Annotated in this window: 25 protein-coding genes and 1 pseudogene; 11 read left to right on the plus strand and 15 right to left on the minus strand. The window is 43.0% G+C overall.

What is annotated here, in order from left to right:
• Positions 1-399: 399 nt before the first annotated feature.
• The 5 genes from FD05_RS06675 to FD05_RS06695 all read left to right on the plus strand — a co-directional run bounded on the left by FD05_RS06675 (position 400) and on the right by FD05_RS06695 (position 5,253).
• Positions 400-1,182, plus strand: coding sequence for a threonine/serine exporter family protein (locus FD05_RS06675; protein ID WP_020281056.1), 783 nt, complete (start codon positions 400-402; stop codon positions 1,180-1,182).
• Positions 1,179-1,637 carry a threonine/serine exporter family protein gene (locus FD05_RS06680; RefSeq protein ID WP_020281055.1) on the plus strand — a complete coding sequence of 153 codons (459 nt, stop codon included), beginning with the start codon at positions 1,179-1,181 and terminating at the stop codon, positions 1,635-1,637. The genes FD05_RS06675 and FD05_RS06680 overlap by 4 nt, the downstream gene beginning before the upstream one ends.
• 12 nt (positions 1,638-1,649) lie before the next feature.
• The gene (locus FD05_RS06685) at positions 1,650-2,834 is read left to right on the plus strand and encodes an amidohydrolase (RefSeq protein WP_020281054.1); all 1,185 of its coding nucleotides are present in this window, start codon (positions 1,650-1,652) and stop codon (positions 2,832-2,834) included.
• 320 nt (positions 2,835-3,154) lie between these two features.
• Positions 3,155-4,513: an FAD-dependent oxidoreductase gene (locus tag FD05_RS06690; RefSeq protein ID WP_020281053.1), complete on the plus strand. Its 1,359-nt coding sequence runs from the start codon at positions 3,155-3,157 to the stop codon at positions 4,511-4,513.
• Between the two features lie 98 nt (positions 4,514-4,611).
• The gene (locus FD05_RS06695) at positions 4,612-5,253 is read left to right on the plus strand and encodes an NAD(P)H-binding protein (protein ID WP_020281052.1); all 642 of its coding nucleotides are present in this window, start codon (positions 4,612-4,614) and stop codon (positions 5,251-5,253) included.
• A 116-nt stretch (positions 5,254-5,369) separates the two neighbouring features.
• Here the strand turns inward: FD05_RS06695 and FD05_RS06700 are convergent, their stop codons facing one another.
• A complete protein-coding gene (locus FD05_RS06700) occupies positions 5,370-6,755 on the minus strand; it encodes a DHA2 family efflux MFS transporter permease subunit (RefSeq protein ID WP_020281051.1) in 1,386 nt (461 codons plus the stop codon).
• 159 nt (positions 6,756-6,914) lie between these two features.
• Here FD05_RS06700 and FD05_RS06705 point away from each other — a divergent pair, with 159 nt between their 5' ends.
• Positions 6,915-7,346, plus strand: a complete 432-nt coding sequence (locus FD05_RS06705; RefSeq protein ID WP_020281050.1) for a MarR family winged helix-turn-helix transcriptional regulator — start codon at positions 6,915-6,917, stop codon at positions 7,344-7,346.
• A 236-nt stretch (positions 7,347-7,582) separates the two neighbouring features.
• Here the strand turns inward: FD05_RS06705 and FD05_RS06710 are convergent, their stop codons facing one another.
• From FD05_RS06710 to FD05_RS06730, 5 genes and pseudogenes are all read right to left on the minus strand, one after another.
• Positions 7,583-8,146: a redoxin domain-containing protein gene (locus FD05_RS06710; RefSeq protein ID WP_020281049.1), complete on the minus strand. Its 564-nt coding sequence runs from the start codon at positions 8,144-8,146 to the stop codon at positions 7,583-7,585.
• Positions 8,147-8,348: 202 nt separating this feature from the next.
• Positions 8,349-8,789 carry a hypothetical protein gene (locus FD05_RS06715; RefSeq protein WP_152436162.1) on the minus strand — a complete coding sequence of 147 codons (441 nt, stop codon included), beginning with the start codon at positions 8,787-8,789 and terminating at the stop codon, positions 8,349-8,351.
• 110 nt (positions 8,790-8,899) lie between these two features.
• Positions 8,900-9,028, minus strand: a pseudogene (locus tag FD05_RS06720) (carboxymuconolactone decarboxylase family protein); the annotation flags it as partial.
• A 68-nt stretch (positions 9,029-9,096) separates the two neighbouring features.
• Entirely contained in the window at positions 9,097-10,281 is a 1,185-nt protein-coding gene (locus FD05_RS06725) for an SAM-dependent methyltransferase (RefSeq protein WP_020281046.1), read from the minus strand.
• A gap of 82 nt (positions 10,282-10,363) precedes the next feature.
• Positions 10,364-10,804 (minus strand): MerR family transcriptional regulator, encoded by a 441-nt coding sequence (locus tag FD05_RS06730; protein ID WP_020281045.1) that lies wholly within the window; start codon positions 10,802-10,804, stop codon positions 10,364-10,366.
• A gap of 227 nt (positions 10,805-11,031) precedes the next feature.
• Between FD05_RS06730 and FD05_RS06735 the strand changes: the two genes are divergently transcribed.
• From FD05_RS06735 to FD05_RS06745, 3 genes are all read left to right on the plus strand, one after another.
• Positions 11,032-12,504, plus strand: a complete 1,473-nt coding sequence (locus tag FD05_RS06735; RefSeq protein WP_039932787.1) for an MDR family MFS transporter — start codon at positions 11,032-11,034, stop codon at positions 12,502-12,504.
• On the plus strand, positions 12,504-13,220 hold the full coding sequence (locus FD05_RS06740; RefSeq protein WP_039932786.1) for a DUF4811 domain-containing protein: 717 nt from the start codon (positions 12,504-12,506) through the stop codon (positions 13,218-13,220). The genes FD05_RS06735 and FD05_RS06740 overlap by 1 nt, the downstream gene beginning before the upstream one ends.
• Before the next feature lie 689 nt (positions 13,221-13,909).
• Complete coding sequence (locus tag FD05_RS06745) at positions 13,910-14,242, plus strand: hypothetical protein (protein ID WP_020281041.1); 333 nt, start codon at positions 13,910-13,912, stop codon at positions 14,240-14,242.
• 144 nt (positions 14,243-14,386) lie between these two features.
• Here the strand turns inward: FD05_RS06745 and hisC are convergent, their stop codons facing one another.
• Positions 14,387-15,502, minus strand: coding sequence for a histidinol-phosphate transaminase (gene hisC, locus FD05_RS06750; RefSeq protein ID WP_039932784.1), 1,116 nt, complete (start codon positions 15,500-15,502; stop codon positions 14,387-14,389).
• A 269-nt stretch (positions 15,503-15,771) separates the two neighbouring features.
• Positions 15,772-16,356 (minus strand): peptidylprolyl isomerase, encoded by a 585-nt coding sequence (locus FD05_RS06755; protein ID WP_020281039.1) that lies wholly within the window; start codon positions 16,354-16,356, stop codon positions 15,772-15,774.
• Positions 16,357-16,510: 154 nt separating this feature from the next.
• Here FD05_RS06755 and FD05_RS06760 point away from each other — a divergent pair, with 154 nt between their 5' ends.
• Both FD05_RS06760 and FD05_RS06765 read left to right on the plus strand, forming a co-directional pair.
• A complete protein-coding gene (locus FD05_RS06760; protein ID WP_039932782.1) occupies positions 16,511-17,764 on the plus strand; it encodes an MFS transporter in 1,254 nt (417 codons plus the stop codon).
• Between the two features lie 76 nt (positions 17,765-17,840).
• Positions 17,841-18,884 carry a zinc-binding dehydrogenase gene (locus FD05_RS06765; protein WP_020281037.1) on the plus strand — a complete coding sequence of 348 codons (1,044 nt, stop codon included), beginning with the start codon at positions 17,841-17,843 and terminating at the stop codon, positions 18,882-18,884.
• A gap of 98 nt (positions 18,885-18,982) precedes the next feature.
• Here the strand turns inward: FD05_RS06765 and FD05_RS11855 are convergent, their stop codons facing one another.
• The 7 genes from FD05_RS11855 to FD05_RS06800 form a co-directional block, all read right to left on the minus strand.
• On the minus strand, positions 18,983-19,183 hold the full coding sequence (locus FD05_RS11855) for an ISL3 family transposase (protein WP_039932862.1): 201 nt from the start codon (positions 19,181-19,183) through the stop codon (positions 18,983-18,985).
• The gene (locus tag FD05_RS11860) at positions 19,180-19,488 is read right to left on the minus strand and encodes a hypothetical protein (RefSeq protein ID WP_039932781.1); all 309 of its coding nucleotides are present in this window, start codon (positions 19,486-19,488) and stop codon (positions 19,180-19,182) included. Before FD05_RS11860 ends, FD05_RS11855 begins: the two co-directional genes overlap by 4 nt.
• Positions 19,489-19,680: 192 nt before the next feature.
• Positions 19,681-21,870: a heavy metal translocating P-type ATPase gene (locus tag FD05_RS06780; protein ID WP_020281035.1), complete on the minus strand. Its 2,190-nt coding sequence runs from the start codon at positions 21,868-21,870 to the stop codon at positions 19,681-19,683.
• Position 21,871: 1 nt separating this feature from the next.
• Positions 21,872-22,315: a CopY/TcrY family copper transport repressor gene (locus tag FD05_RS06785; RefSeq protein ID WP_020281034.1), complete on the minus strand. Its 444-nt coding sequence runs from the start codon at positions 22,313-22,315 to the stop codon at positions 21,872-21,874.
• A gap of 167 nt (positions 22,316-22,482) precedes the next feature.
• Positions 22,483-22,980, minus strand: a complete 498-nt coding sequence (locus FD05_RS06790; RefSeq protein WP_020281033.1) for a GNAT family N-acetyltransferase — start codon at positions 22,978-22,980, stop codon at positions 22,483-22,485.
• A gap of 123 nt (positions 22,981-23,103) precedes the next feature.
• Positions 23,104-23,931 carry a hypothetical protein gene (locus FD05_RS06795; RefSeq protein WP_020281032.1) on the minus strand — a complete coding sequence of 276 codons (828 nt, stop codon included), beginning with the start codon at positions 23,929-23,931 and terminating at the stop codon, positions 23,104-23,106.
• 27 nt (positions 23,932-23,958) lie between these two features.
• A complete protein-coding gene (locus FD05_RS06800) occupies positions 23,959-24,882 on the minus strand; it encodes a GH25 family lysozyme (protein WP_020281031.1) in 924 nt (307 codons plus the stop codon).
• Positions 24,883-24,991 lie beyond the last annotated feature (109 nt).

Below are 24,991 nucleotides of genomic sequence, written 5' to 3' on the forward strand. Positions count from 1 at the left end.
TAAAAAGCTTCCGTCCACATAGTTATATAACTACGGGACGAAAGCTTCGCGATGCCACCCTGATTTACTGTCACCTCACAATGACAGCCTCAATAAGTACTCCTAGGAATACCCGGTCCTTTATCGCGGACGTGCGGGCATCCTAGCCTTGCGACCGGATACCTGACTCAGAGCTCATCTTCACGCCGCTGCAAACCACTTCTCTCACCAAACGAAGCTCTCTTTGGGAATGCGTTAGTGTTACTCTTCTCTTCAATGTCTAATTTATTTTTAATAATTGATCCTAACTTTATCAGCACAACATGCCGTTGTCAACCTAATTTCAAAAAATATTTTTGTCCTGATTAAAATCATATGAGCTTATAATAGTTACAAAAGAAATTTTCAAGGGGTGAAAGTATGGATCAATCAATATCTGAAGACGAACTGATCGCCGTGTGCGGCAGGGTCGGCAAAATTCTTCTCACCAGTGGTGCAGAAACATCCCGGGTGGAAGGGACGGTTGAATACATTGGCCGGGCTGCTCATTATGATATCAGCTGCCACGCAACAATTACCGCCCTGTTTGTTGGGGTCAAAAATCAGACCAAGACCCACCTGGTGAAAGTCCGCCTGGGTGATTTTAATTTGGAAAAAGTCGATGAAATCAATACCATGTCGCGCAAATTTGTGACGGGCCAAATTGATTTTGATGAGCTCAAACGGACGATTGAACAGATCGACAAGAAGGTTATCGACTTCACCTGGCCGGAAAAAGTTTTCGGAGCGGCTTTAGTTTCAGTGGCGCCAATGCTGCTATTTAAGGCAACTTGGGCTGACTTGGGCTTGGCATTTTTCGTCGGTATCTTTGGCTATCTGGCCGCTGCCCTTTCAAGTCCACGAATCAAAACCCCTTACGTTGCCGCTGGACTGGGTGGATTTACGGTGGGCTTTTTGGCAGCTGTCCTACAATCACTTGGAATTGCCACCAACGCTGGAAACATCATCGTCAGCGCCTTGATGCCGTTGGTCCCCGGTGTCGCAATCACCAACTCATTTAGAGAAATCATTGACCGCAATACTATTTCCGGCGTGGTCAGGGCAGTCGATGCCCTGATCATTGCAGGGTCAATCGGCGCCGGTGTTGTCCTTGGTGCTGGACTGTCCGGCATTATTTTCCACATAATCGGAGGCGGCCTATGAAAGTCTTGATTGAATTAATCGTCAGTTTTGCTTCTACAGTCGGCTTTGGGTTGGTCACCAACGTTCCCCGCCGATCTTTACTTCCAGCCGGCATTACCGGATCGCTGGCATGGGTCGCATATTACTTGGTGCTTCAAGTTGACAACGGTCTCATCCTGCCGAACTTTACCGCTGCCATTGTCATCGGCATCTTAGGTAACATTTCAGCGGTCATGTTCCGAGTCCCCGTCAACATGATTTATGTACCCAGTCTGGTATCGTTGGTGCCGGGCGGCATCTTATATTTGGGCATGCGCAGCTTTACCCTTGGCAACGAAATGCGGACCGGACAGTATATGTTTAACGCTCTGACAATCGCGATTGCCCTGGCAGTCGGCTTTGTGGTCGCAGAAGTCATCTTTTACCGAATTAAACCAATTTTATTACGAACTTTGGACAAACAAAAAGAAAATTAGGAGGTTCAACAATTGGATTTAGAACAAGAATTAATGCAGCGTCTCGAAAACGATGAGGCTGAGATGATCAAAATCCGTCGTCATCTTCATGAACATCCTGAATTATCGTTTCAGGAAAAAGAAACTGCCAAATACATCAAAGATTACTACAAAAATTTGGACTGTACCGTCAGCGACTGCGGTGATGGTTATGGTATCTTGGTCGATATCGACAGTGGTCAACCTGGTCCGAAGTTAGCTTTACGAGCTGATTTTGATGCTTTGGCGATTCAAGAGGATAATGATTTGCCATTCAAGTCACAGAACCCAGGTGTCATGCACGCTTGCGGTCACGATGGCCACACAGCTTATACGATGGTGCTGGCTAAAAATCTCATTGCCTTGAGGAGCCAACTCAAAGGATCAATCCGGATCATCCACCAACCTGCTGAGGAAGTTTCTCCCGGTGGTGCCAAATCAATGGTCGCTGACGGTGCTTTAGACGGCGTTAATCATGTGGTTGGGATTCATGTGATGTCGTCAATGCCAACCGGTGCGATTGGCTATCATTATGGTGAGAGCCAAACCGGCCGCTCAGACTTCACCGTCAAATTCATTGGCAAAGGCGGTCACGCTTCGATGCCACATCTGTCTAATGATGCCATTGTTGCCGGCAGTTACTTTGTGACGACTTTACAAACGGTGGTTTCCAGACGGCTTGATCCGTTTGATACCGGCAGCGTGACAATTGGTTCCTTTGATGGTGCAGGTTCATTTAACGCCATCAAGGAATCAGTGACCCTCAAAGGCGATGTCCGAGTCATGAAAGAAAGCACCCGCAAAAAAATTCGTGAACAAATCAAGCAGATTGTCCACGGAATTGAAGTCACATTCGGCGTCACTGCTAAACTAGATTATGATGACAACTACCCAGTCCTCTACAACGATCCTGATTTCAGTCAGTATGTCGTAAAAGTTTTGAAGGACGCCAAGATCCCAGAAGTCAATCAAGTTACGGATTTTGGTCCCCAAGATCCTTCCGAAGATTTTGCCTACTTTGCCCAAAAAAAGCCCAGCATCTTCTTCTATGTCGGCTGCATGACTGATGATGGCGCCAATCACCCACACCACAGCCCCGACTTCATGATGAACGAAAAATGCCTGCTGATTGCAGCAAAGGCTGCGGGCACGGTTACGTTGGATTATTTATTGAAATAAATGAAGACAAACGTCCCGATATTTTCGAGGCGTTTTTTTAGACCAAATGTCGTAAAAATTGCAGTCTCTTTGGTAGCGTTCCCAATATAATCATTCTAAAAAAGTAGTTACTAATAAACTATGAGAAGCTTTCGGTATATAGTTATTCGATTGGTATTATAGCTAGTTTGAGTGAGCAGGCATAAATTGATTGACAACTCTTACATGAGGTAAATTATAATCATTCTAAACTAATTTTACAATTAATGCCTCAAATATGTTACGCTAAAGCTAACAGGTTCACAACTTGTTAATTTTGCTTAAGAAAGGCGGTATCATTCATGAAAGTTATTGTTGTTGGTTCATCTCATGGTGGATATGAAGCAGTTAGAGGAATTTTGGCTGAACAGCCGGATACTGAAATCCAGTGGTATGAGAAAGGTGATTTCATTTCATTCCTATCTTGTGGCATGCAGCTATATCTTGAGGGCGTTGTAAAGAATGTTAATAGTGTCCGTTATGCAACTGCCAAGGGAATGCGGGCAAAAGGTGTCAACGTGTTCGTTCACCAAGAAGTCACCTCGGTTAATCCCGATGCCCATACCGTGACGGTTCATAACCTTGATGATGATTCAACCCGCGAAGAAAAATATGACAAATTGATCTTATCTGCCGGTGCAATTCCCGCCAGCATTCCGGTTTCCGGTCGTGACTTGGAAAATGTCTACGCCATGCGGGGCCGTGATTGGGCAATCAGATTAAAGGCTAAAACTGTTGATCCAGATGTGCAAAATGTCACTGTCATCGGCGCTGGATACATTGGAATCGAGGCTGCTGAAGTCTTTTCGAAGGCTGGCAAGCACGTGACTCTAATTGATATTCTTCCTCGCCCACTGGCACTTTATCTGGATCAGGAATTCACTGACATTCTTGAAAAGACTTTAACCGATCACAACATTTATTTAGCAACCGGTCAGACCGTCAAGGAATTTACTGGCAAAGACGGCAAGGTAACCACTGTTAAAACTGATCAGGCAGAATACCCAAGTGATTTAGTTGTCGAAACTGCCGGGATCAAGCCCAACACCAACTGGTTAAAGGACACCCTCGACTTAACCGATAAAGGCTTGGTCAAGGTCGATGATCATCTTCAAACCAGCCAACCTGATATTTACGCCGTTGGTGACAGCACCAAGGTGCCATTTGCCCCAACTGGCAAATCATTGCAAATTGCACTGGCAACTAACGCCCGTCGTCAAGGTCGGATTGCTGCCAAGAATGTGCTGGGTCATGACATGAAAATGCCAGCCGTCTCAGGTTCATCGGCACTCTCAGTCTTTGATTATCACTTTGCTTCAACCGGTCTCAAAGAAGGAACTTCGGCTGCAAATGGTGTTAAGACGCAATCCGCTTTCGTCACCGACACCACTCAACCACCGTTTGTTCCTGATGCCGCTGGAAATCAACAGGTCTACTTCAAACTGACCTTTAACCCCGAAAATCATCAAGTTTTAGGTGCCCAAATCATGTCCAAACGCGACGTGACCGCAAACATCAACGCAATTAGTTTGGCCATTCAAGGTAAGATGACTCTGGACGATTTAGCTTATGCCGACTTCTTCTTCCAACCAGGCTTTGACCGTCCTTGGAACATCATGAATGTTGCCGCTCAAGAAGCGCTCCAAAAATTAGCTCAATAGAATGCCTTTCTTCACGAAAAAAGATTGCTCACTACAACGCATACTATAATTTGCGTTATAGTTGAGTTGTACCTAAATCTTTTTAAGGAGGGATTTATTTGAAAACTGTATTAATTCTTGGTGCTGCAGGACAAATTCCCAGTTTCTTGATTCCCCAGCTCTTAAAACAAACTGATTTTAATTTAAAACTATATGCTCGAAACGCAACCAGCCGACTCAAGGTGACTGATCCCAAACGGGAAACGGTGATTGATGGTGATTTTAATGATAAACAAACTTTAAACGATGCCATGAACGGTGTTGACGCTGTTTATCTGAATGAAATGCGTGATATCACATCTGTTAACAATATCATCGAAGCAATGGACGCCAACCACGTTCACCAGTTCATTGGTGCAACCGTCTTAGGAATCGAAGACGAAGTCAAAGGTGCCTTTGGCCAGTGGAATACCAGTATGATTGAAAGTTCCATTACCAAGCGCAAGGTCACTGCCAAGGCGATTGAAGATTCTGATCTAACGTACACCCTGCTCCGGCTGGCTTGGTTGTACAACAAAGACGGCAATACCAACTACGAGTTAACTCAAAGTGGTGAGCCATTTGGCGGTACCGAGGTTACCCGACAGGCAGTTGCCCAACTGATCATTGATATTTTGAACGATGATTCGCGGAAATTTGCTCGGAAGAGTCTTGGCGTTAATGAACCAAATACGAAGTTCGATAAACCATCATTCTACTAATATTAGCCGGTAAGATTAATGCATCCTCAATTTTAATCTTAGAATCAAAAAAGCAGCCCATCCGATAAGAAGATTATCGCATGAAGCTGCCTTTTTCAATTACTTATATACAACTATCAGTCGGCTTCATTCGCCGTTGTTTTCCCAAAGCGAAGTCCTAGCATGATACAGCTAATATTAACCACTTGTAAAATAAGCAACAACAAAAATGCATGTTGGGCGCCCAAAGCAGTGGTGTGTGCATAATCCGTGGAAACTTGAGCTAATGCCACCACCAGCGCTACAATAGCCGTTCCTAAGGCTCCGGCAAATTGTTGAAGAGTGTTAAAGACGGCGTTTCCATCAACGTTTTGAGAAGATGGCACCTGTGCCAGGCCATTGGTAATGATGGTCGACATACCGAATCCAGTGCCGAGCATCATCAAGATATAGCCGATAAGCGGTGGGATGGGGTTTGCCGATAATGCCTCAACCATTAGGAGAATAATGCCGATGGTTTGAAAGAACAAGCCAATCATGATCGGTTTACCGGCCCCCAATCGGTCATAAATTGTCCCACTAATGGGTGCTAAAATGGCACCCAGTGCTGCACCAGGTAGCAGCAACAAGCCGGCAGTAAGCGATGACGTATGGGCAACAATCTGCAAATAGTTGGGAAGCACAAATGCCGCCCCCACGTTCATAATTTGAAACATAACAAAGCTGACAACGTGAAGGTTGAATGATTTGTTCTTAAAAACGTCAAGGTTCACAATCGGTCTTGTAATCCGCTTGGAACGGATAATAAAACCAATCAAGCCAACTAAAGCGATTAGACCAAAAATGCCAGCTGTTGATAAAGACGATTCAATATTATTGAAAGCGAGAATCGCTCCGGCAAAAAAGATTGAGATCATTAGCCATGACACAAAGTCTAAAGGCACTCTCTCCGGCTTAGAAACTTGTCTAATTGACGCAAGCCCCATAATCAAAGCGATCACCATGATAACTAATAAGATACCAAAAATCAGGTGCCAATTAATGCCAATTAGAAAGCCCCCGTATGAGGGTCCCAACGCTGGTGCAATGGCAGTTACTAGGGTCCCGATCCCCATTAGTAAACCAATCTTATCTAACGGCGCCTGTTCCAAAATAATGTTAAACATCAAGGGCAAAGCAATTCCAGTTCCGACACCTTGAATAATTCGGCCAATAAGTAGAATATCAAAACGGTTTGCTAAGGAACAAATTAATAACCCAACGATAAAAAAGATACTAGCAGTTATAAATAACTTCATCGTTGTAAATCGTCGTTTAAGCACACCGGAAATTGGAATAATGATTGAAACAACTAGCAGATAGCCCGTCGTCAACCACTGAACGGTTGCTGTATCAACGTTGAATTGAGTCATTAGTTTCGGAAAAGTAACGTTCATCGCCGTTTCAATCAGAACACCGCAAAACGCCATTAACCCCGTTGCAATAATTGATAAGTAAAGTTTAATTGATACATTTCGATTCATAAAATCCTCCCAAAAAAACAATTAGTTCTATATAGAACTATGTACTAACTTATCATCTTTTCAAAAGTAAATCAACACTTTTTCTCATTTACAACCCCCAAGAAATCGTATACAATAATTCTAAATGTAATTAGTTTGAAATAGAATTATGAGGTGCTTATGTCAGAACAAATTGGAATTTTACTCAAAAATATCAATAACGATCTAGGACGTTATTCTGATCGGGAAGCTAAAAAGATGGGCATTACCCAAGTTCAAATGTCCATTATTGACTTTGTCTATCGAAATGAATCCAAGCAGGAACTTTACCAAACAGATGTCGAACGTGAATTCAATATTCAAAAGTCCTCTGCGACCGCCCTACTTAAGCTGATGGAAAAAAGGGGGTTGATTGTCCGATCACCATCCAAAACTGACAGCCGTTATAAAATGATCCTACTGACAGCCAGAGCACGCCAATTTGCCAAGAAAATTCGATTGTTTTATGATGCAACCGAAACCAACCTGCGTCGGATACTCGGTGATGATAGCGATGCGTTTATTCGGAATCTCAAATCATTGAAGACTTTTATGAGAAGCCAACTCGACTAAAAAACGGTGTGGCACCAAAATCCTAACCAACAAGCAAATTTGCTTGATTGAAAGTATTGTGGTGCCACACCGTTTTGTGATCGAACACTCCAAAACAGCTGAGACATAACCTTTTTTTGTTTGTAATGGCAACTTTGATCACTACTCTGACAGTCCAAAGCTGCGACAAACTGAAGGCCCCTGCCATTTTCTTGTTAAACTCTGGGGCCTAAAGAACTATCCCCCAGGCTTACCATCTAAATCTTACCAACCAATTTGGTTCCGGGCTTGAGCGTTTCTTCACCTGGCTGCCAGTTCGCTGGGCAAACCCGGTCGCCGTGTTCAGCAACAAATTCAGCAGCTTCCAACGTCCGCAAGACTTCTTTAGCATTCCGGCCGATTCCCATATCGTTAATTGTGTACGAACGAACCTTGCCTTCAGGATCGATAATGAACACACCACGATAAGCCTGGCCGGCATCTTCATCCAACACTTCGAAGAACCGGGCTAATTTACCAGCCGGATCAGCGATCATTGGATACTGAACTTTGCCAACTTCTTCGCTTCGCTCATGCCAAGCTTGGTGGACAAATTCGGTATCTTCGGAAACAGAATAGATCTCAGCGCCAGCTTTTTTGAAAGCATCATAGTTATCTGCCAAGTCCCCTAGTTCAGTCGGACATACAAACGAAAAATCAGCCGGGTAGAAGAAGACAATTGACCAGTGCCCCAACAAGTCCTTCTTGGTAACTGGATGAACATCCCCATCTTGAAATGCATTTACCTTGAAATCATCAATCTCTTTACCAATGAAATTCATATTTGTATCCTCCTATGTCAGTCATTTACTAACTGACTTAAGTGTACGATAAACGAAGTCACTTTTCAATAATGATTCTAAACTAGATTCAATTTTAAAATTAGTATGCCTACCCTAAGCGAATCCAGAGAGCATTAATATAGCAAACTTATTTGGTCTTCTTACAAACAAAGCAGCTGAGTATTATCCCAGCTGCTCATAATTAATATTTGTAAAACACACCATTTCCATCCGAACTACCATTGACCTGTTTGAAGTAAATTTTGTGGTGGTTATAGACTTTTACCAAGAAATGGACTTTAATGCCATTAGCTGGGGCATTGTTGAATTCACGCCCGATAATACTGTAGACGTGTTTACCAACATATCTGTAATGAAGCTTGCTCGTATAGTCAGGATCCTGGGGCGGAAACTTTGGTGAATTCATTAATCCTTTTTTAGTAATGTGTAAGTGGGCTCTTCCCGAAACACCGTATTCTCGGGAAACTTTAGTCCGCCATTTCCCTCGCAAAATAGTCGGCGTCCCGTTATGCCACGTAGCTGCAGCAGTGCTTCCAGAATTGCCAGCCAACACAAATAGTGCCAGAGCAGCAATCCCAGCAATCAATGTGCTGATTACAAATCGTTTCCAATGATTCTTCAAATTGATCACATTCCCCTCATCATTAATAACTTAATTATAGTCTTTGAGAGGAAAAATCGGAGCTGAAATTAAGACTAATCAAATATCTTTTTGGCAATGCCAAATGCCGATCAAGCCTTTGGCCAACCAGCATAAAATGCCAAGTGAGTGATAATCTCCACCATTTCATCCTTGGTCACGCCATTTTCCTTGGCCATCTTCATATGGGCCTCAAGTTGTGGAAACAAGCCTTGAGACATTGGCTGGCACAAGGAACAATAAAAGGGAAACGCAAAATGCGTTTCCCTTTAATATTGCTATAAAATAATTATTCGCCCTTAGCTTGGTAAACATACTGACGAGTCATTGGCAGACCCGTTCCACTTGGTGAATTAGTCAAGAGATACTGCATCACGTCAATGTTTCCGGCTTCAAATGAAGCGGCACTGGCTTGAAGATACATGCTCCACATTCTTGAGAATGGGACACCGTACTTCTCTTGGACCTTATCGATCACCTTCATGTAATTGGCGTACCAGATTTCCAGAGTCTTCTGATAATGACGACGAAGTGGTTCCAAGTCGCTCATCTGCATCCCTGCATCCATGATATGAGTCATGTTCTCAGCGACGTTTGGAATGTAGCCACCATGAAAAATGTACTTGTTCAGGAATGGATCAACCCCGGCGCCTTGATGTTGCCCGGTGATTCCATGAATCAATGCGCGTCCTTCAGGCTTCAAGAAATCATGAACCTTCTGGAAGTACAAGCCAAGGTTTTCCTTACCAACGTGTTCAAACATTCCAACAGAGGTAACGTAGTTGAATTGACCCTTTACTTCACGGTAGTCTTCAAGCAAAATATCAACTTTGCCTTCAAGGTGACGTTCTTTGATTTGTTGCTTCGTATAATCATACTGTTCCTGGCTCAACGTAATTCCAGTAGCATGCAAGCCAAAGTCTTCGGCAGCCATGAATAACAAGGTTCCCCAGCCACTACCGATATCGAGCAGTGAGTTGCCGGCAACTGGATGAAGTTTATGCAGAATATGACGGTCTTTGTTCATCTGTGCTTGTTCCAAAGTATCGTCATCATGTTCAAAATAAGCACATGAATAAGTCATGGTCTTATCAAGCCACATCTTGTAGAAGTCATTTCCAATATCATAATGCTTCTGGATGTCTGATTCACTGGCTTTTTCAGAGTGGGAAATCTTTGGTAAGTGTTTTAAAAATGGGTTGTTGGTTAAGAAACTATGATCAGCACGAAAGGCGGAAGCAACCAATTCCTGAATGCTGCCTTCAATGTCAATATCACCATTCATATAGGCTTCTGCCAGCACCAAAGTTGGTTCAGAAGTCATTTTCTTTAATGGAATCTCTTTCTTAATATCAATCTTAACTTGCGGCTCGCCATCCCCGTAGTTATCAGTTTTACCATCCCAGTATGTCACGGACACCGGAATATCAAATGCGTGGCTGAGCAGCTCTTTATAAGTGATTTTTTCTAACATGAATTTTCCTCCATCAATTTTTCTAACATTAACAGTGTAACGCTTTAAGGGGTATAAAAAGCAAGCATAAATTTCTTAAAATTTACTTGGTCACGGGAACGACTTTGAACTTCGTGCCGTCCTTGTTAACAATTGCATAAAGGATTGAGTCCTGCTTATCGTCCAAATATCCCAAGTTCACTGCCGGTTCACCATCAATTTCAGCCATCCCCTCAAAACGATCGAATAAGACTTGCTTTAATATTTTGAGCTCATGACTTTTTGATTCAGCCTTTTGCGCTGCTACCGCTAAGGTATAGCCCTGGTCCAGTAACAATTTCATTTGGTAGACTTTCATCAACATACTATAGGTAAATTTGCGGTTTTGGCCTTTACCTTGAATGCTTTCAATGTACCCTTTGTGCTCCCAGTACCGCAACTTAGTTTGCGAGACCCCGGTTGCATTAGACACATCGCCGATTCCGAGATGCCAATCATTTGCCTTCATTATTTGAGCCAGCTTTTGCTGGAACTCCTTGTCCACAATGATCCCTCGTTTCTTATTTAAAATTCTTGTAATAGCTTTCAACGCCTTGATATCGGCATTTTAATTATCAAATCGTCTGATACCAGTAAGACATTAATTAACATTAAGTATATATTTTTATATATGTTTGTCAACTTCCTTGACAATTAGGGCGAATAATCTTATATTAGTCCATGTTCGATTTTAAAAGAAATCAAAATTTTAAATAAAGAAGGTCTTAAATCGTGGGTAACGCAGTAGATAAAAACGGGAAGTCATACAACCGTGGTTTAATGATTATCGTTATTCTAATCGGAACATTTTGTACCGTTTTGAACCAAACGATTCTTTCAACCGCATTTCCAACTATTATGAAAGCATTCGACGTGAATACATCGACTGTTCAGTGGTTGACCACTGGTTTCATGATGGTGAACGGAATTATGATTCCTGTGAGTGCTTGGTTAAGCACGCGTTTCAATTCTAAATGGCTCTATATTAGTGCCATGACCGTTTTCTTTGCTGGAACGATCGTTTGTTATGTCGCACCTAACTTTGCGACATTGTTAATTGGTCGTCTGATTCAAGCACTTGGTGTTGGTGTTACTATGCCATTGCTTCAGACAATCATGTTGTCAATCTTCCCACCTGCCAAACGGGGAACGGCCATGGGGCTTGCCGGAATCGTTATTGGGCTGGCTCCTGCGATTGGTCCAACCCTTTCAGGATGGGTCATCGACAACTGGACTTGGCGTGATCTGTTCGGAATGATCATTCCACTTATGTTCTTGGTCATTTTGGGCAGCTTCTGGTTTGTCAGAAATGTTTTGGATACTAAGAAGACCGGAATTGATCTGCTTTCAATCGTCATGTCAACAATCGGATTTGGAAGTTTACTTTACGGTTTCTCATCCGTTGGTGAAGACGGTTGGGGCAGCACCTTGGTTATTTCGACTTTAATCGTCGGTGTTGTCTTCATCGCTTTGTTCATCTGGCGTCAATTAACCATGAAGACCCCATTCTTGGAATTCAGAGTTTACCGCTCAGTTCCATTTACCGTTTCAGCCATTTTGAGTTCAGTTACCATGATGGCCATGGTTGGTGTTGAAATGGTTATTCCACTATATCTCCAGATCGTCAAAGGGATGTCAGCCTTCCATTCCGGATTAACACTGTTAGCCGGTGCCTTGATGATGGGAATTATGAGCCCAATTACAGGTCGAGCCGTTGACCGATTTGGTGCCAAACGACTGTCTATTTTAGGAATGTCCTTGCTGACATTGGGTTCAATTCCATTTATCTTTATTACCAAGAGTACTTCGACCTTATACATCGTTGTCTTCTACGCAATCCGGATGTTTGGAATTTCCATGACCATGATGCCTGCGACAACAGTTGGTATGAACTCATTGCCAATTAATTTGTTAAGTCACGGAACTGCTGTTAACAACACACAGCGTCAAGTGGCGTCTTCAGTTGGTACTGCTGTGCTGATTAGTATTTTGACCAACGTAACCAAGAGTAACCAACCTGGCAAATCAATGCTGACATCCAACCCACTGGGCTACCGTGATCACATGATCAACGCAACCTTGACCGGTTACCACGCCGCATTTGCCATCTCACTGCTCTTCTGTGTCTTGGCTTTGATCACCGCCTTCTTCTTGAAGAACCGCGGTCACTCAAACGACTATACTAAAAATGGAGGTGAAGACTAATGATCGTTATAACACTTGCGATAGGAGTCGTTCTCTCCTTCATCTTCTTTATCTATATCTCAAATAAGCCGGCCAGCTACACTTTAACTGCGTTGTCACTGCTGCTGGCGATCGTATCAATGGTCTTCATCATCAAAAATGACCATGATCACTATGGTATGACACAAGTTACCAAGCAAACCACTCAACAAATTTACCCAATCGGTAATAAGCAGATGCAAATGTTGCTTTACCAACCAATTGGCACTGCCAACAAGCATCAGGTTTATATCTATCAAAAATCAAAGGATGCCAAGAAAAAGTCACACACCCAAACGACAGATACCAGCAACAAAGTGGTAAAAGTCAGTGGATCAACTCATATGGTTACCAACACAACGCGTTGGGAATATAAGAGTGATGCCGCTAAATTATGGTTTGGCATTTCCGGTGAAAATCATAAGTTCGTCAAGCGACAAAACATTCTTTACGTGAACAAATCAGTTCAGGTGCTCTCCGTTCAACAAGCCAAAGCGCTTAAGAAAATGATGGCAAGTAAATCTTACCAAGCAAAACTTAAGACTCAGGCCAAAGCGTTTGTCGCCAAACAAGTAATGGTCGCAATGAAAAAGAATCCAACCATGTCAACTGCTGACCGTGCTAAGATCATAAAGCAGGCTGAGGCTGAATTCCAAGCACAAGCTGTGAAGAATGTTTTGAAACAAATCCAAAAATAGTCTTCAAAAAGGATCTCACTAGTTGAGATCCTTTCTTTGTCTCTGATAGTTGATCACTCGGATGGCAACTGGAATGCCTATGATAACCCCCAGTGCTGCAAGTGGATCAATAATTGCTGGCCGCGATGATACTCCAAGTCTTGGGCAATCTTCTAGTGATGGAGGGGCGCGTCATTTACCGTAGCAACATAGATAACAATTTCCAAATTCAAGATGATAAAGACAGTCGATTTTTGTAGAAATGGATGTACATTCATTTAAATATCTCCAAATAAAAAATCACTTCATATTCCAGCAAATAAATTTGCAAGAGCATGAAGTGACTGCAACCAGCCATTTGCTGTCTGTTGATTGATGGGCGCATTGATAAGGGTGACGATGCATTCACAGTTGTTGAGGTAAGATTAGGAAGCTATTACTTGTTTGAAAATAATACTTACATGAACCTTACCAAAGCTAAATGGTAATGGTTACTGTTTATTATACATACCCTTCGCTGTCACGTCTAGTAGATTTTCAAAATAAAGTTCACTCCAAGTAAACTACGGGTTTTATTTCATGACTACCCCAGGAAATTTGAAATGCCACGTTGTTGTCAAAAATTTAGCGATGATTCTTGACTCACCTATATAGATATGTTTATATAATACTGTATGGACGCTTATGGCTTTCCCAAGGGAGGAATTCCAATGACAGATTTAAAGGCAGAAGTTGACGCAAACCACGTTCATAGTTTACATTGTGGACATACTAAAGTTTTGCATCACGACCATATTGATTTTGTTGAAGCCAACGGTCATTTGCACCACAAACACGAAGATCACTGGGACGAATGTAAGATTGAAGTTTCTGACCAAAATCCTGACGGCGAACATCCCGTAGAAGGCGAAATCCACGATCAATATTGTGGTCATCAACAAGTTCCACATGGTGATCACATGGATTATTTGGTAAACGGACGTCTTCAACATGTTCATGACAATCACATCGATGATCACGGTCCATTAGATATTGTAAGTTAATTCAATTTTTATCAGCAAAAAATTTAACTGTTCCGACAATTAAAAAGCAATCAGTCCAACATTTGGACTGATTGCTTTTTGTCTGCCAATGGTTTTCCAAAAAATTCAATTGAGCTTGTCACCACTCCTGCGCTTAGATCAAAATTATAAATTGGATAAAACGGCAGTTAGTTTGGATAGGAAGAATTCCAATTCTTTGTGTGTGCCAACTGTCACCCGAATGTGATCCGGATAGCCCCATGGTGTGCAGTCACGAATGATCACTCCTTGTTTCATGAGGGCGTCGGCAATTGTTGTGGCGTTGGGTGCCCCATCAGGTAGCTTTGCAAAGACAAAGTTGGTTTGAGATGGTGCCACACTGAAGCCAAGTAGTCCCAGTGATTCAATCAACCCTTCCCGGTCACCCAAAATCTTCTTTCGAGTGCCCTCAATTTGAGCTTGATCAAACTGAATTGCGGCAGCTGCGCCTGCAATCGCTGTCCGATTGGTGTTGAATGGTTCGGTGACGGTATCATAAGCTTGAATTGCTTCCGGATCGGCTAGGACATAGCCCAACCGTGCCCCGGCCAAGCCATAGAATTTGGAAAATGTCCGCACTACCATGACGCGTTTGCGGCCAATATAACGAACAAAGTTAGCCAGACTCAAGTGATTGGCAAACTGCGCGTATGCTTCATCGACAATCACCCAAACATCATCTGGAACCTGATCCATAAACGCCTCAAGTTTTGAAGCGTCGGTCACAGTACCGGTCGGGTTATTCGGATTACAGATCCAGATTAACTTCGTCTTGTCAGTAATTTTGTGCTGAAATTCTTCCAAATCAAATTGATAATCATCGGTTAACGGAATTTCGATCACTTTGCCGCCCATTAATTTGGAAACTTCGCGGTACAGCCGATATGACTGTTTGGCGATCAATACTTCATCACCTTCATTAATGAACATCTTGGAGATGGTCTCAATGATATTGCCGGCACCGCTTCCCAGAGCGACATTTTCTGGTTTCAAGTCATTCTCATCAGCTAATAGTTGCTTCAAGTTAACAAAGTCATCTTCTGGATACCGGTTCAGTGTACTGATACTGCGAATCATCGCATTTTTAGAATGATAATAAGGGGCGTAAGGATTTTCGTTAGAACCTAACTTGACGACTTTATCCAAGTGATACTTACGTCGAACCTCATCCTCTGTTTCACCTTGAATGTATGGTTGAGTAATATTTACTTCATTTCTAAATGTTGAATCAAATTTTGTCATCATTTCACCGCCTTAATCACAATTAACATTTCTCTACACATCAATCGTACCGCGAACGGGGCTCTGATTGTGAATTAACGACGTTCTAATTGTAAAAAAAGAGTGCGACACGAGGCGTTTTGATCCCAGAATTTAAGAGCAAAAATCGATTATTCCTGAATTTGGAATGATTGCTTTTTGCTCTTAAATGGCCGGGATCAACCGACTGTCGCACGTTTTGGCTGAATAGCAGTAGAGCACAAAAAATCTTGGAAGAAAGTTGTTACACTCTACTTTGCAATTTCAACTGATTCCATCACAACATCTTCATCAGGCTTATCTTGTGAATTTTTCTTAACCTTACTGATTTCTTTGACAACATCCATACCTGAAATCACTTGACCAAAGACGGTGTGTCTGAAGTCAAGCCATGGTGTGCCACCATTCTTGTAGGCATCAATAATTTCTTCGGGATAACCGGCTGTCTTCATTTGAGAAATCATGCCGTCATCCACGTGTTCGTTAGTAACGATAAAGAATTGACTGCCGTTCGTGTCAGGACCAGCATTGGCCATTGACAGGGCACCGTTAATATTGAATAGTTCTGGTGAAAATTCATCGGCGAAGTTGCCGCCAAAGCTACTTTCGCCACCCATTCCGGTACCAGTTGGATCGCCGCCTTGGATCATGAAATCAGGAATCACTCGGTGAAAAATAACACCGTTGTAGTAGCCCTTTTCAGCAAGTGCAACAAAGTTTTCCACTGTCTTTGGTGCTTCTTCTGGGAATAATTGGACCACAATGTCGCCATGATTGGTTTTGATGGTTGCTTTAGGGCCCTTGGCATTCTCTAAATCTAATTGAGGTAAAGTCATTTTATATCTCCTTTAATTTGCAAAATACATCTTAAATGAGCTTATCACAACCACCAGGTAAAGTCAGGAACTTTGACGGTATTTCACCCGTTTTTATGCCAATTACGGTAAAATATGGATAAAGTTGAATTTATGAAATCATGAGGTATTTGCGATGAGGGTTAGTCATGAACATTGGCGTCGAAATATTTACCTATTCTTGGGGAGTCAATTCTTAACTGGCATCACTAGTATGATCGTACAATACGCGATTATCTGGTATCTAACCAAGGAAACCGGCTCGGCGACCATCTTGAGTATTGCCACCATTTTGGGGATGCTGCCGATGGCGTTGTTAAGCCCATTTGTGGGGCCGTTAGTCGATCGCTGGAACAAGAAGGCTTTATTAATTGTACCTGATGTGGTAGCCGCGGTCTTTGCCATCATTCTGTCAATTTCAGGTGGTGTCTTTCACGTCTTCCCCATCTGGTTAATTTTCGTGTCGCTATTGATGCGTTCAATTGCCCAAACGTTTCAAATGCCAACAATCCAATCAGTGATTCCGACGATGGTGCCGGACAAAGAGCTAACCAAGATCAACGGGCAATTGGGGATGGTTCAATCTGCAAATATGATCATTGCCCCAGCTTTGGGTGCTTTCTTATTTGCGATCATTCCTTTACAATACCTGATCTTGTTGGATGTACTCGGTGCGATTCTGGGAATTAGTATCCTGATCTGGGTTCAAATTCCCAATAATGAGAAAATCGATGCTGCTTTGCACATGCTTCACAACACCAAATTGGGGGTGCAGCAGCTAATGAATAATAAAGGACTCTGGTATATCACCATCACCGGAGCCGTCTTCACATTGCTCTATATGCCCGCTGCCAGCATGTATCCATTGATGACCATGAAATATTTTCAGGGAACCGTTGGCCAAGCCGGCTTTATTGAAGCACTGTATTCAGCTGGCATGTTGGCTGGCGGCGCCATTATTGGTATCTGGGGAAATTGGCGAGACCGAATGAAGCCGGTCATTATTGCCTTTTTCCTGGTTGGAATCCCAACTGGTCTCAGTGGCCTATTGCCAGGTAATCAAACCGGGTTTATGTGGTTTGCGATTTTAAATGTCGTCGAAGGGATCGCCACGCCGTTTTTCAATACCCTTTTAATGGCAATGATCCAACAGAGCTACCCACCGCAACAACTCGGTCGTGTTCTTGGTGTGCTGAACTCATTAATGAGTCTGACCGGCCCGGTTGGCCTTATCTTTGCCGGACCGTTGGCGGATACATTAGGTGTTGAAATGCTATTCATCATTGCTGGAATTGGGACGGTTATCTGTGGGATTTTCGCATTGCTGATGCCGGTCATGCGACAATACGATCTCAAACTGCAAGCCCGTCTAGCCGAGGAAGATCGTTAATTTTAAAATGCCTGTTGCCTTAAAGTGGACTTCAAGGTCTACAATTAACTTGTAATAAAGATAAAGGAGATCACTTATGGAATCAACATTATTTGTTAAACCTGGAAAAGTTGAAATTACCAATATCGATAAGCCGTCAATTCAAGCTGACGACGATGCTATTTTGCACATCGTTCGTGCCTGTGTCTGTGGATCTGATTTATGGGCCTACCGCGGTTTGGAGGATAAAGAACCCAATTCCGAGAATAGCGGCCATGAAGCCATCGCAATTGTCGATCAAGTCGGCAAAGATATCACGACTGTCAAACCTGGTGACTTCGTCATCGCACCATTTACCCACGGATGTGGCCATTGTGCAGCTTGCCGTGCCGGTTATGAAGGCAGCTGTCAGAGTCACAGCGACAATTTTAGCTCCGGCTATCAAGCAGAATATGTCCGTTACCAACACGCTGAATGGTCCCTGGTTAAAATTCCCGGTCAACCTGAAGATTATAGTGACGGCATGCTGAATTCGCTGTTGTCACTGGCTGATGTCATGGCGACTGGTTACCATGCCGCTCGCACGGCAAATGTTAAGCCCGGTGACACGGTCGTAGTTGTCGGTGATGGTGCGGTTGGCTTATGTGGTGTCATTGCTTCTCAGATGCGTGGTGCCAGCCGGATTATCGCAATGAGTCGCCATGAAGATCGTCAGAAATTGGCCACTGAATTTGGTGCCACTGATATTGTTGCCGAACGTGGTGACGAAGCGGTTGCCAAAGTCATGGCCCTGACCAATGGTGCCGGTGCTGATGCCGTTCTTGAATGTGTCGGCTCAGAGTTGTCGACTGATACCGCAATGAAAGTCGCTCGCCCAGGTGCAATTGTCGGCCGGGTTGGGTTACCACACACACCAAAAACAGATCTCACTAATTCATTCTATGGTAACCTCGGCATCGCCGGTGGTCCTGCATCTGTCACCACTTATGACAAATCAGTCCTATTAAAGGCCGTGTTGGATGGTGAGATTCACCCTGGTAAAGTCTTCACCAAACGTTTTAGCCTTGATGACATTGATGATGCCTACCAGGCAATGGCCAAACGTGAAGCAATCAAGTCATTGGTCGTCGTTCAAAAATAGAATCATTTATGTACTAAACAGCGCCCTGTCAAACTTTTGGGGCTCTTCGTCAACCGTTGTTGGTGAATCCAAATATTAGAGTTCTAACCACTTTGTGATTAGGGCTTTTTTGTTTTGATCTTAAAGACATACAACACCTGAGTTCGAAATCTGAAGAAACTCTTGTAGCCAAAGCTGGCTCGCTTTATGGCTTTAATTTTGTTATTAGAACCTTCTAGAAGACCGTTTGAATACTGGTTGGTAAAGGTGTTGTGGATTTCTTCGTGATGCATTTGAAGCATTTTAATGGTGCAATTCATTTCTTCAGAACAGCCATCTGCTTTCCAGAAGGCAGCAGGTCAATTAATTCGTGGGTTTCACCGTCCATGAATTCAAACCCATCGCATCGGTTGCCGAGGGTTTTTGAAAAACGGATGAGCGTCTTGCGCCAGCCATAATTAATGATTTGTCCTTCATTGATGATGCCACAATTGGGACAAGCCTCCGGCTGATAGTCTAAACGGCCCTCCAAACGGACAACTCCATCGCTTCCCTTTACGCCATCTATAATCTGAATGTGAATATCGTCTATACCTAACAATAACTTGGTAGTATCATGACACATAAGGACATTTCCTTCTTTCTGTAAAATCTTCGTGGTTGTTGGTTTTAATGAACGGACAGGGAATGTCCGCTTTTTTGTGTTCAATAAACAATATACAAAAAATCTGTCATCAGTAATAGATAAAATCTATTACCAACAACAGATATTGTAGAGCCTTATGTTTACCATAACTGCTCTATCATCAAATTCAATTTAGTTATTCTTGATCTTTTCTGCTGTCAGGCCCATTGCATTCAAGGCAACGATAATTGTTGACATTGCCATGACTGCAGCACCAACGGCTGGATCCAGGATAATCCCTGCGAAGGCTAAGACACCGGCAGCCAAAGGAATGGCAATGATGTTATAGCCTGCTCCCCACCAAAGGTTTTGAACCATTTTCCGATTGGTAATCTTGGCCAAATCAAGGAAGTGGAGAATGTCACTTGGTTCTGATTTAACCAGAATCACATCGGCTGAATCAATTGCCACATCAGTTCCGGCACCAATTGCAACACCAATGTTGGCTTCTGCCAAGCTAGGTGCATCATTAACCCCGTCGCCGACCATGATGACATGATTGCCCTTGGCTTGATACTCGGAAACAATCTTCTGCTTATCATTTGGAAGTAGACCAGCATGAAATTCATCCAGTCCAAGTAATCCGGCAACATGTTCGGCTGCCTTCTGATTATCACCAGTCAGCATCACAGGGGTAATCCCGCGTTGCTTCAAGCCGGCGATCAAATTCTTAGCACCAGACTTGATGGTATCTCCTTCGGCAACCATCCCCAAAACTTGCTTGTCTTGAAGCAGGAAGCTGACAGAGTTACCTTTGGCTGCCCATTGATCGGCAGTCGCGTCATCAAACGAGATCCCATTTTTAGTTAAATAATTTCCATTCACAATCGTGTAGTTCTGGCCATCAATATCACCAGAAATTCCGACACCAGGAATGTTTTGTGAGTTTTGAGCAGCTTCAATCTTGATGTCCTTCTCCTCAGCTGCGGCAATAATTGCCTGAGCCAAAGGATGGGTTGAGTTACTCTCAAGTGCAGCCAGTTTGCTTAACAATGACTGTTCGTCGCTGCCGGCAACTGGTACCAAAGCGTTCACTGTGAATTTACCTTCAGTCAACGTTCCAGTCTTATCCAGCAAAACATGGCTGACATGCTGACTGGCTTCAATTGCTTGACGATTTCGAACCAGCAACCCATTCTGGGCACCAATTGAAGTCGAACGCGCAACTACCAAAGGAATTGCAACCCCCAAAGCATGAGGACATGCGATCACGAAGACCGTTACCATTCGGGTCAATCCAACCGATAAGCCTTGCGGTAACCATGCGAAAAACGCGATGATACCAACTGACAATGCGGCGTAGAACAAATATTTAGCAACCAGATCTGCTCGGTCTTCAGCCTTTGACTTTGACTGCTGAGCTTCTTGAACCATCTTCATGACTTGTGACAAGTAACCGGACTCACCAGTTCCAGTAATCTCGACGGTTAATGTTCCGTTGTTATTAGTGGCGCCACCGATGACCTTATCGCCAACATTTTTGTTAACGGCAGCAGATTCACCGGTAACCAGTGCTTCGTTCACTGTTGATTGCCCATTTGTGATCGTTCCATCAGCAGGAATACTTTCGCCTGAACGAACTTGGAACGATTGCCCAACTTGTAAATCAGAAACCTGGACATCTTGCGTTTCACCATTTTCAGTCACTAAATGGGCAGTCTTAGGCAAGAGTGCTGCCATTTTTTCAACGGCATCCCCCGCGCCCATCACAGCATTCATTTCCAGCCAATGGCCCAGTAACATGATTAAGATCAAAGTGGCCAGTTCAAATGAGAAGTCCATTACGTGAGTCGGCGTATGCATCAAGTTATTGGCAATAAAGGCATAAATACTGTAGAAGTATGAAACTGAAATACCTAACGTGATCAAGGTCATCATTGCAGGTGCTTTACTCTTGACTTCAGCCCATGCACCCTTCAGAAATGGTGATCCGCCATAAAAATACAGCGCGGTATCAAATAACAGAATGGCGATGCCTTTAATTACGGGGGCGTTGAAATTGATGACCGCGACGTTGAGTCCCATAATTGGCGCTAGCAATAATACTGGAATTGCTAAGACAACTGAAACCCAGAATTTTTGCTTCAAATTCCCCATGTGCATCATTTGGCCGCCATGCATCATCATGTCGCCGCCCATCTCCATGCCAGACATATCCATGTCGCCATGGTCCATCCTCATATCCGAGTGGTCCATGTGGCTCATATCTTGATCCATATTTTTCATATCATGATCCATGTTCATTTTATTGGCATCCATCTTTGAGTGATCCATATCACCCATCCCATGGTCCATATTCATATCATCATTATTCTTTGCCATTTCAACTATCCTCCTCGCATGTCATTTTTCCAGGTAGACAATTGCACTGAACCATCTCTGGGGCATCCTTAGCTTTCTCAGCTAAGATCTGTTGTAGTTCCGCGATATCACTTTTTGAAAGCTCACGAGTCTTAATCACCTGAGCAATTGTCGAACCAGCTCGCATCGCACACATATGATCAAATAAATCATCAGCTGCCGCAGACATTGATTCTTTCTCCCCGACCACCGGTTTAAATGTATACGGGCGGCTATCGCCAGTCTGTTCAACAGCATTCTTTTTGATCAAACGATGAAGGAGTGTTTTAGTAGTGGAATCAGACCAACCTTTTAACTCATGCATCGCATCAATCAGTTCCCGACTGGTGGCTTGCCCCATTGTCCAAATGGCGCGCATCACTTCCCATTCAGAATCGGTAATGGTCACATTTTTTGCATCTATCATTTCATCAACCTCATTTTTAATTTGATTTAAGTTTACGTTTGTAGCTCTTAACAATTGTTAGTTTACATCTGTAACCTGGAACATGCAACTATTTGTTTTTAAATATTCTATTAAGCACCAAAAAAGACGATCAGGATGCTGTCCCAATCGTCTTTTGTTAACTAAAATTAATTAAAATGTTTTCCCAAAATATCCAAACTTCGTCGTTTTCCGTCCATCTCGGCGACATCCGGCAAATGCCCCCAGGTTTCAAAGCCGTTGTGTCTGAATAGCTTTTGACTCGGTACGTTGTGACTGAAGATAAAGGCTACTAGCGCATCTAACCCAAGTCTTGATAGTTCATTGCTGACAAAATCAAGGGCTTGCTGACCTAAACCATGATGTCGAAATTCTGCGTCAATATAGATGCTGATCTCTGCTGTATGGTGATATGCAGGTCGACCATAGAACGATTCCAAGCCAACCCACCCAGCAATTTGACCGTCAATTTTCATCACCCACAATGGTCGGGAGTCATGATTAAATTCATCAAACCAAGGTTGCCGTGATTCAACTGAAACGGGTTCCAAATCTGCTGTTGCCATGCGACTCGGAATAATTTCATTATATATTTCAACAATTCTAGGTAATTCATTTTGGGTTGCGTATTCAAATTCAATTGTCATCTCATTGCCTCACATTAATTACTATCTACCAAGTTTATGCCAACCTTTGCGGCTGTGCAACGTCACGTGGCCATGTAAATAAAAAAGAATCTCACTTCATAAGTGAGATTCTTGTGAGTTAACTTATTTCATGCTGGCGGCCATCCGAATGGCAACAGCAGGATCATTCGCCTTTAATCGGTAAACAACACTACCAGCTTGCCAGGTAATGACCTGTGATGAACTACCGACATTGAATTTGACAACCCCTTGTGTGTTGGGTGCTGGCAATGAATAACTTTCAAACATGTCAACACTTGAAATCGCTAATTTCTTAGGCGTGGTGTTATTGACAGGACTACCGTGAACACTGATTGACCAATTGCCTTCATTCCAAGAAATATACTGCTGACCAGCACCTGATTGGGTGTGGCCGATGATAGAATGACCGAGGTTCACTTTGGGTAGGCCTTTGATCTCGGAAGCTGATGTGTAATCCAAATGGCTTTGGGCATCGGAAGCTGAAGAATAGCTACGTTTTGTTAATAACGCATATGGTGTTTCAGCTTTAATGCTGGCATCATTTAAAGCTAACGCATCATTACCAACACTATAGTAAATATTACTATCGGCTGAATTACCATTATATCTGATGTGAATATTCTTTGAGGTATCGCTCAACCCAGAATTTTGTGGCAATAACGTATCTGATAATTTACTTGATAGATCTTGTGTCAAAGACGAGAAGTCGTATGATTGACCGTCGGATTGAGAATTATTTGCGCCAGAAGTAGTTGAAGCACTTTCTTGGCTAGTCGTACTCGAACTGGTGGCGGAACTGCTTGAACTGCTGGAGTTTTGCATATCAGTCTTTGACTCATTATTTGAACTTTGCTTACTGGAATTACCATTGCTGCAGCCGACAAGGACCAAGCTGAGTAACAGAATGCCACCTAATTTATAGAGTTTCATTGTTTCCCTCCAAATGTTTGACACAGATTATTGGACATAGTTCTTGTTGGCAGTTAAGTAGCGGCCATCTGCCGTTTCAAAGTAATACGAACCAGTGGAGCGTTTGTGGATCGCGGTCACATTGACTTTGGTACCGGCCTGAACTTTCACAACCCGGTTGGCTTTCTTAAAGCTGGTAGAATCATATAAGTAGATTTTTTGCGTTGTAGTAACACTTGAGACAACGTCGGTAAAGTATGTTGGTTTAGCAGTATCAGCAGACTGAGCGCCACCGATCCACCAAGTGATTGGCTTGCTGGAGTTCAAAATGGTACTGGCATCAACAGACTCTTTTAATGCGGGAACGTATTTTTTGTTGGTGTATTGCCAAAGGTCAGTTTGAATGGTTGGCTTTGATGAATAGTTTGCAATCCATTGGGCGTCAAAACTTTTCCGTGCAGTATTCGCATGCGATGTCGCAAATGATTGATAAGAATAGAAGATCAGCTTCTTACCGGTGAGCGAACGCATTTGATTGTACCATGCTTTAACAGCGGAGTTAGTGGAACCGGATGTGACGTCATTTTCTTCGTAGTCCAATACGTAGAACTTGGCATTTTTATTGGAATGCTTGTAAAAAACATTAGCTTCATTTCGAGCACTTGCGGCGCTTGTGAAGGTGGCATAATCATACTCACCAAATGGAATGCCGTATTTAACGTACAAGTTGGTGTTGTTAGTCGCGTATTTGTCTTGATAGTTCGCACCATATTGACGACGATTAATGATAAAAGAAACCTGGCTCTTTAAATTAGATACTTTGGAATCCGTGAGTTTCCCCTGCCATTCCGAAATATCTGGGATCACCGTTGTTGCGGCCGATGCCTTAACTGCACCAAAGATCGATACTGATAAAACAACGGTCAAAATCGAAAGAATAATTGTCCGTGCCTTTTTGCTCAATGAACTCATTCAAAACCACTCCGCATTTATTTATTTGTTTATGCCAAATTCACTCAGCTAAACAGTTGTCGTTAATTTACTTACCCAACATATGCCGAAATGAGTCCAAACACAACAA

This window comes from Lentilactobacillus otakiensis DSM 19908 = JCM 15040 (assembly GCF_001434145.1).
In the GTDB taxonomy this organism is placed as follows: domain Bacteria; phylum Bacillota; class Bacilli; order Lactobacillales; family Lactobacillaceae; genus Lentilactobacillus; species Lentilactobacillus otakiensis.

Coding starts and splice junctions, on each gene's coding strand:
- FD05_RS06675 (WP_020281056.1), top strand. CDS start 400: ATGGATCAATCAATATCTGAAGACGAACTGATCGCCGTGTGCGGCAGG.
- FD05_RS06680 (WP_020281055.1), top strand. CDS start 1,179: ATGAAAGTCTTGATTGAATTAATCGTCAGTTTTGCTTCTACAGTCGGC.
- FD05_RS06690 (WP_020281053.1), top strand. CDS start 3,155: ATGAAAGTTATTGTTGTTGGTTCATCTCATGGTGGATATGAAGCAGTT.
- FD05_RS06700 (WP_020281051.1), bottom strand. CDS start 6,755: ATGAATCGAAATGTATCAATTAAACTTTACTTATCAATTATTGCAACG.
- FD05_RS06705 (WP_020281050.1), top strand. CDS start 6,915: ATGTCAGAACAAATTGGAATTTTACTCAAAAATATCAATAACGATCTA.
- FD05_RS06710 (WP_020281049.1), bottom strand. CDS start 8,146: ATGAATTTCATTGGTAAAGAGATTGATGATTTCAAGGTAAATGCATTT.
- FD05_RS06725 (WP_020281046.1), bottom strand. CDS start 10,281: ATGTTAGAAAAAATCACTTATAAAGAGCTGCTCAGCCACGCATTTGAT.
- FD05_RS06740 (WP_039932786.1), top strand. CDS start 12,504: ATGATCGTTATAACACTTGCGATAGGAGTCGTTCTCTCCTTCATCTTC.
- FD05_RS06745 (WP_020281041.1), top strand. CDS start 13,910: ATGACAGATTTAAAGGCAGAAGTTGACGCAAACCACGTTCATAGTTTA.
- hisC (WP_039932784.1), bottom strand. CDS start 15,502: ATGACAAAATTTGATTCAACATTTAGAAATGAAGTAAATATTACTCAA.
- FD05_RS06755 (WP_020281039.1), bottom strand. CDS start 16,356: ATGACTTTACCTCAATTAGATTTAGAGAATGCCAAGGGCCCTAAAGCA.
- FD05_RS06760 (WP_039932782.1), top strand. CDS start 16,511: ATGAGGGTTAGTCATGAACATTGGCGTCGAAATATTTACCTATTCTTG.
- FD05_RS06765 (WP_020281037.1), top strand. CDS start 17,841: ATGGAATCAACATTATTTGTTAAACCTGGAAAAGTTGAAATTACCAAT.
- FD05_RS11855 (WP_039932862.1), bottom strand. CDS start 19,183: ATGAATTGCACCATTAAAATGCTTCAAATGCATCACGAAGAAATCCAC.
- FD05_RS11860 (WP_039932781.1), bottom strand. CDS start 19,488: ATGTGTCATGATACTACCAAGTTATTGTTAGGTATAGACGATATTCAC.
- FD05_RS06780 (WP_020281035.1), bottom strand. CDS start 21,870: ATGGCAAAGAATAATGATGATATGAATATGGACCATGGGATGGGTGAT.
- FD05_RS06785 (WP_020281034.1), bottom strand. CDS start 22,315: ATGATAGATGCAAAAAATGTGACCATTACCGATTCTGAATGGGAAGTG.
- FD05_RS06790 (WP_020281033.1), bottom strand. CDS start 22,980: ATGACAATTGAATTTGAATACGCAACCCAAAATGAATTACCTAGAATT.
- FD05_RS06795 (WP_020281032.1), bottom strand. CDS start 23,931: ATGAAACTCTATAAATTAGGTGGCATTCTGTTACTCAGCTTGGTCCTT.
- FD05_RS06800 (WP_020281031.1), bottom strand. CDS start 24,882: ATGAGTTCATTGAGCAAAAAGGCACGGACAATTATTCTTTCGATTTTG.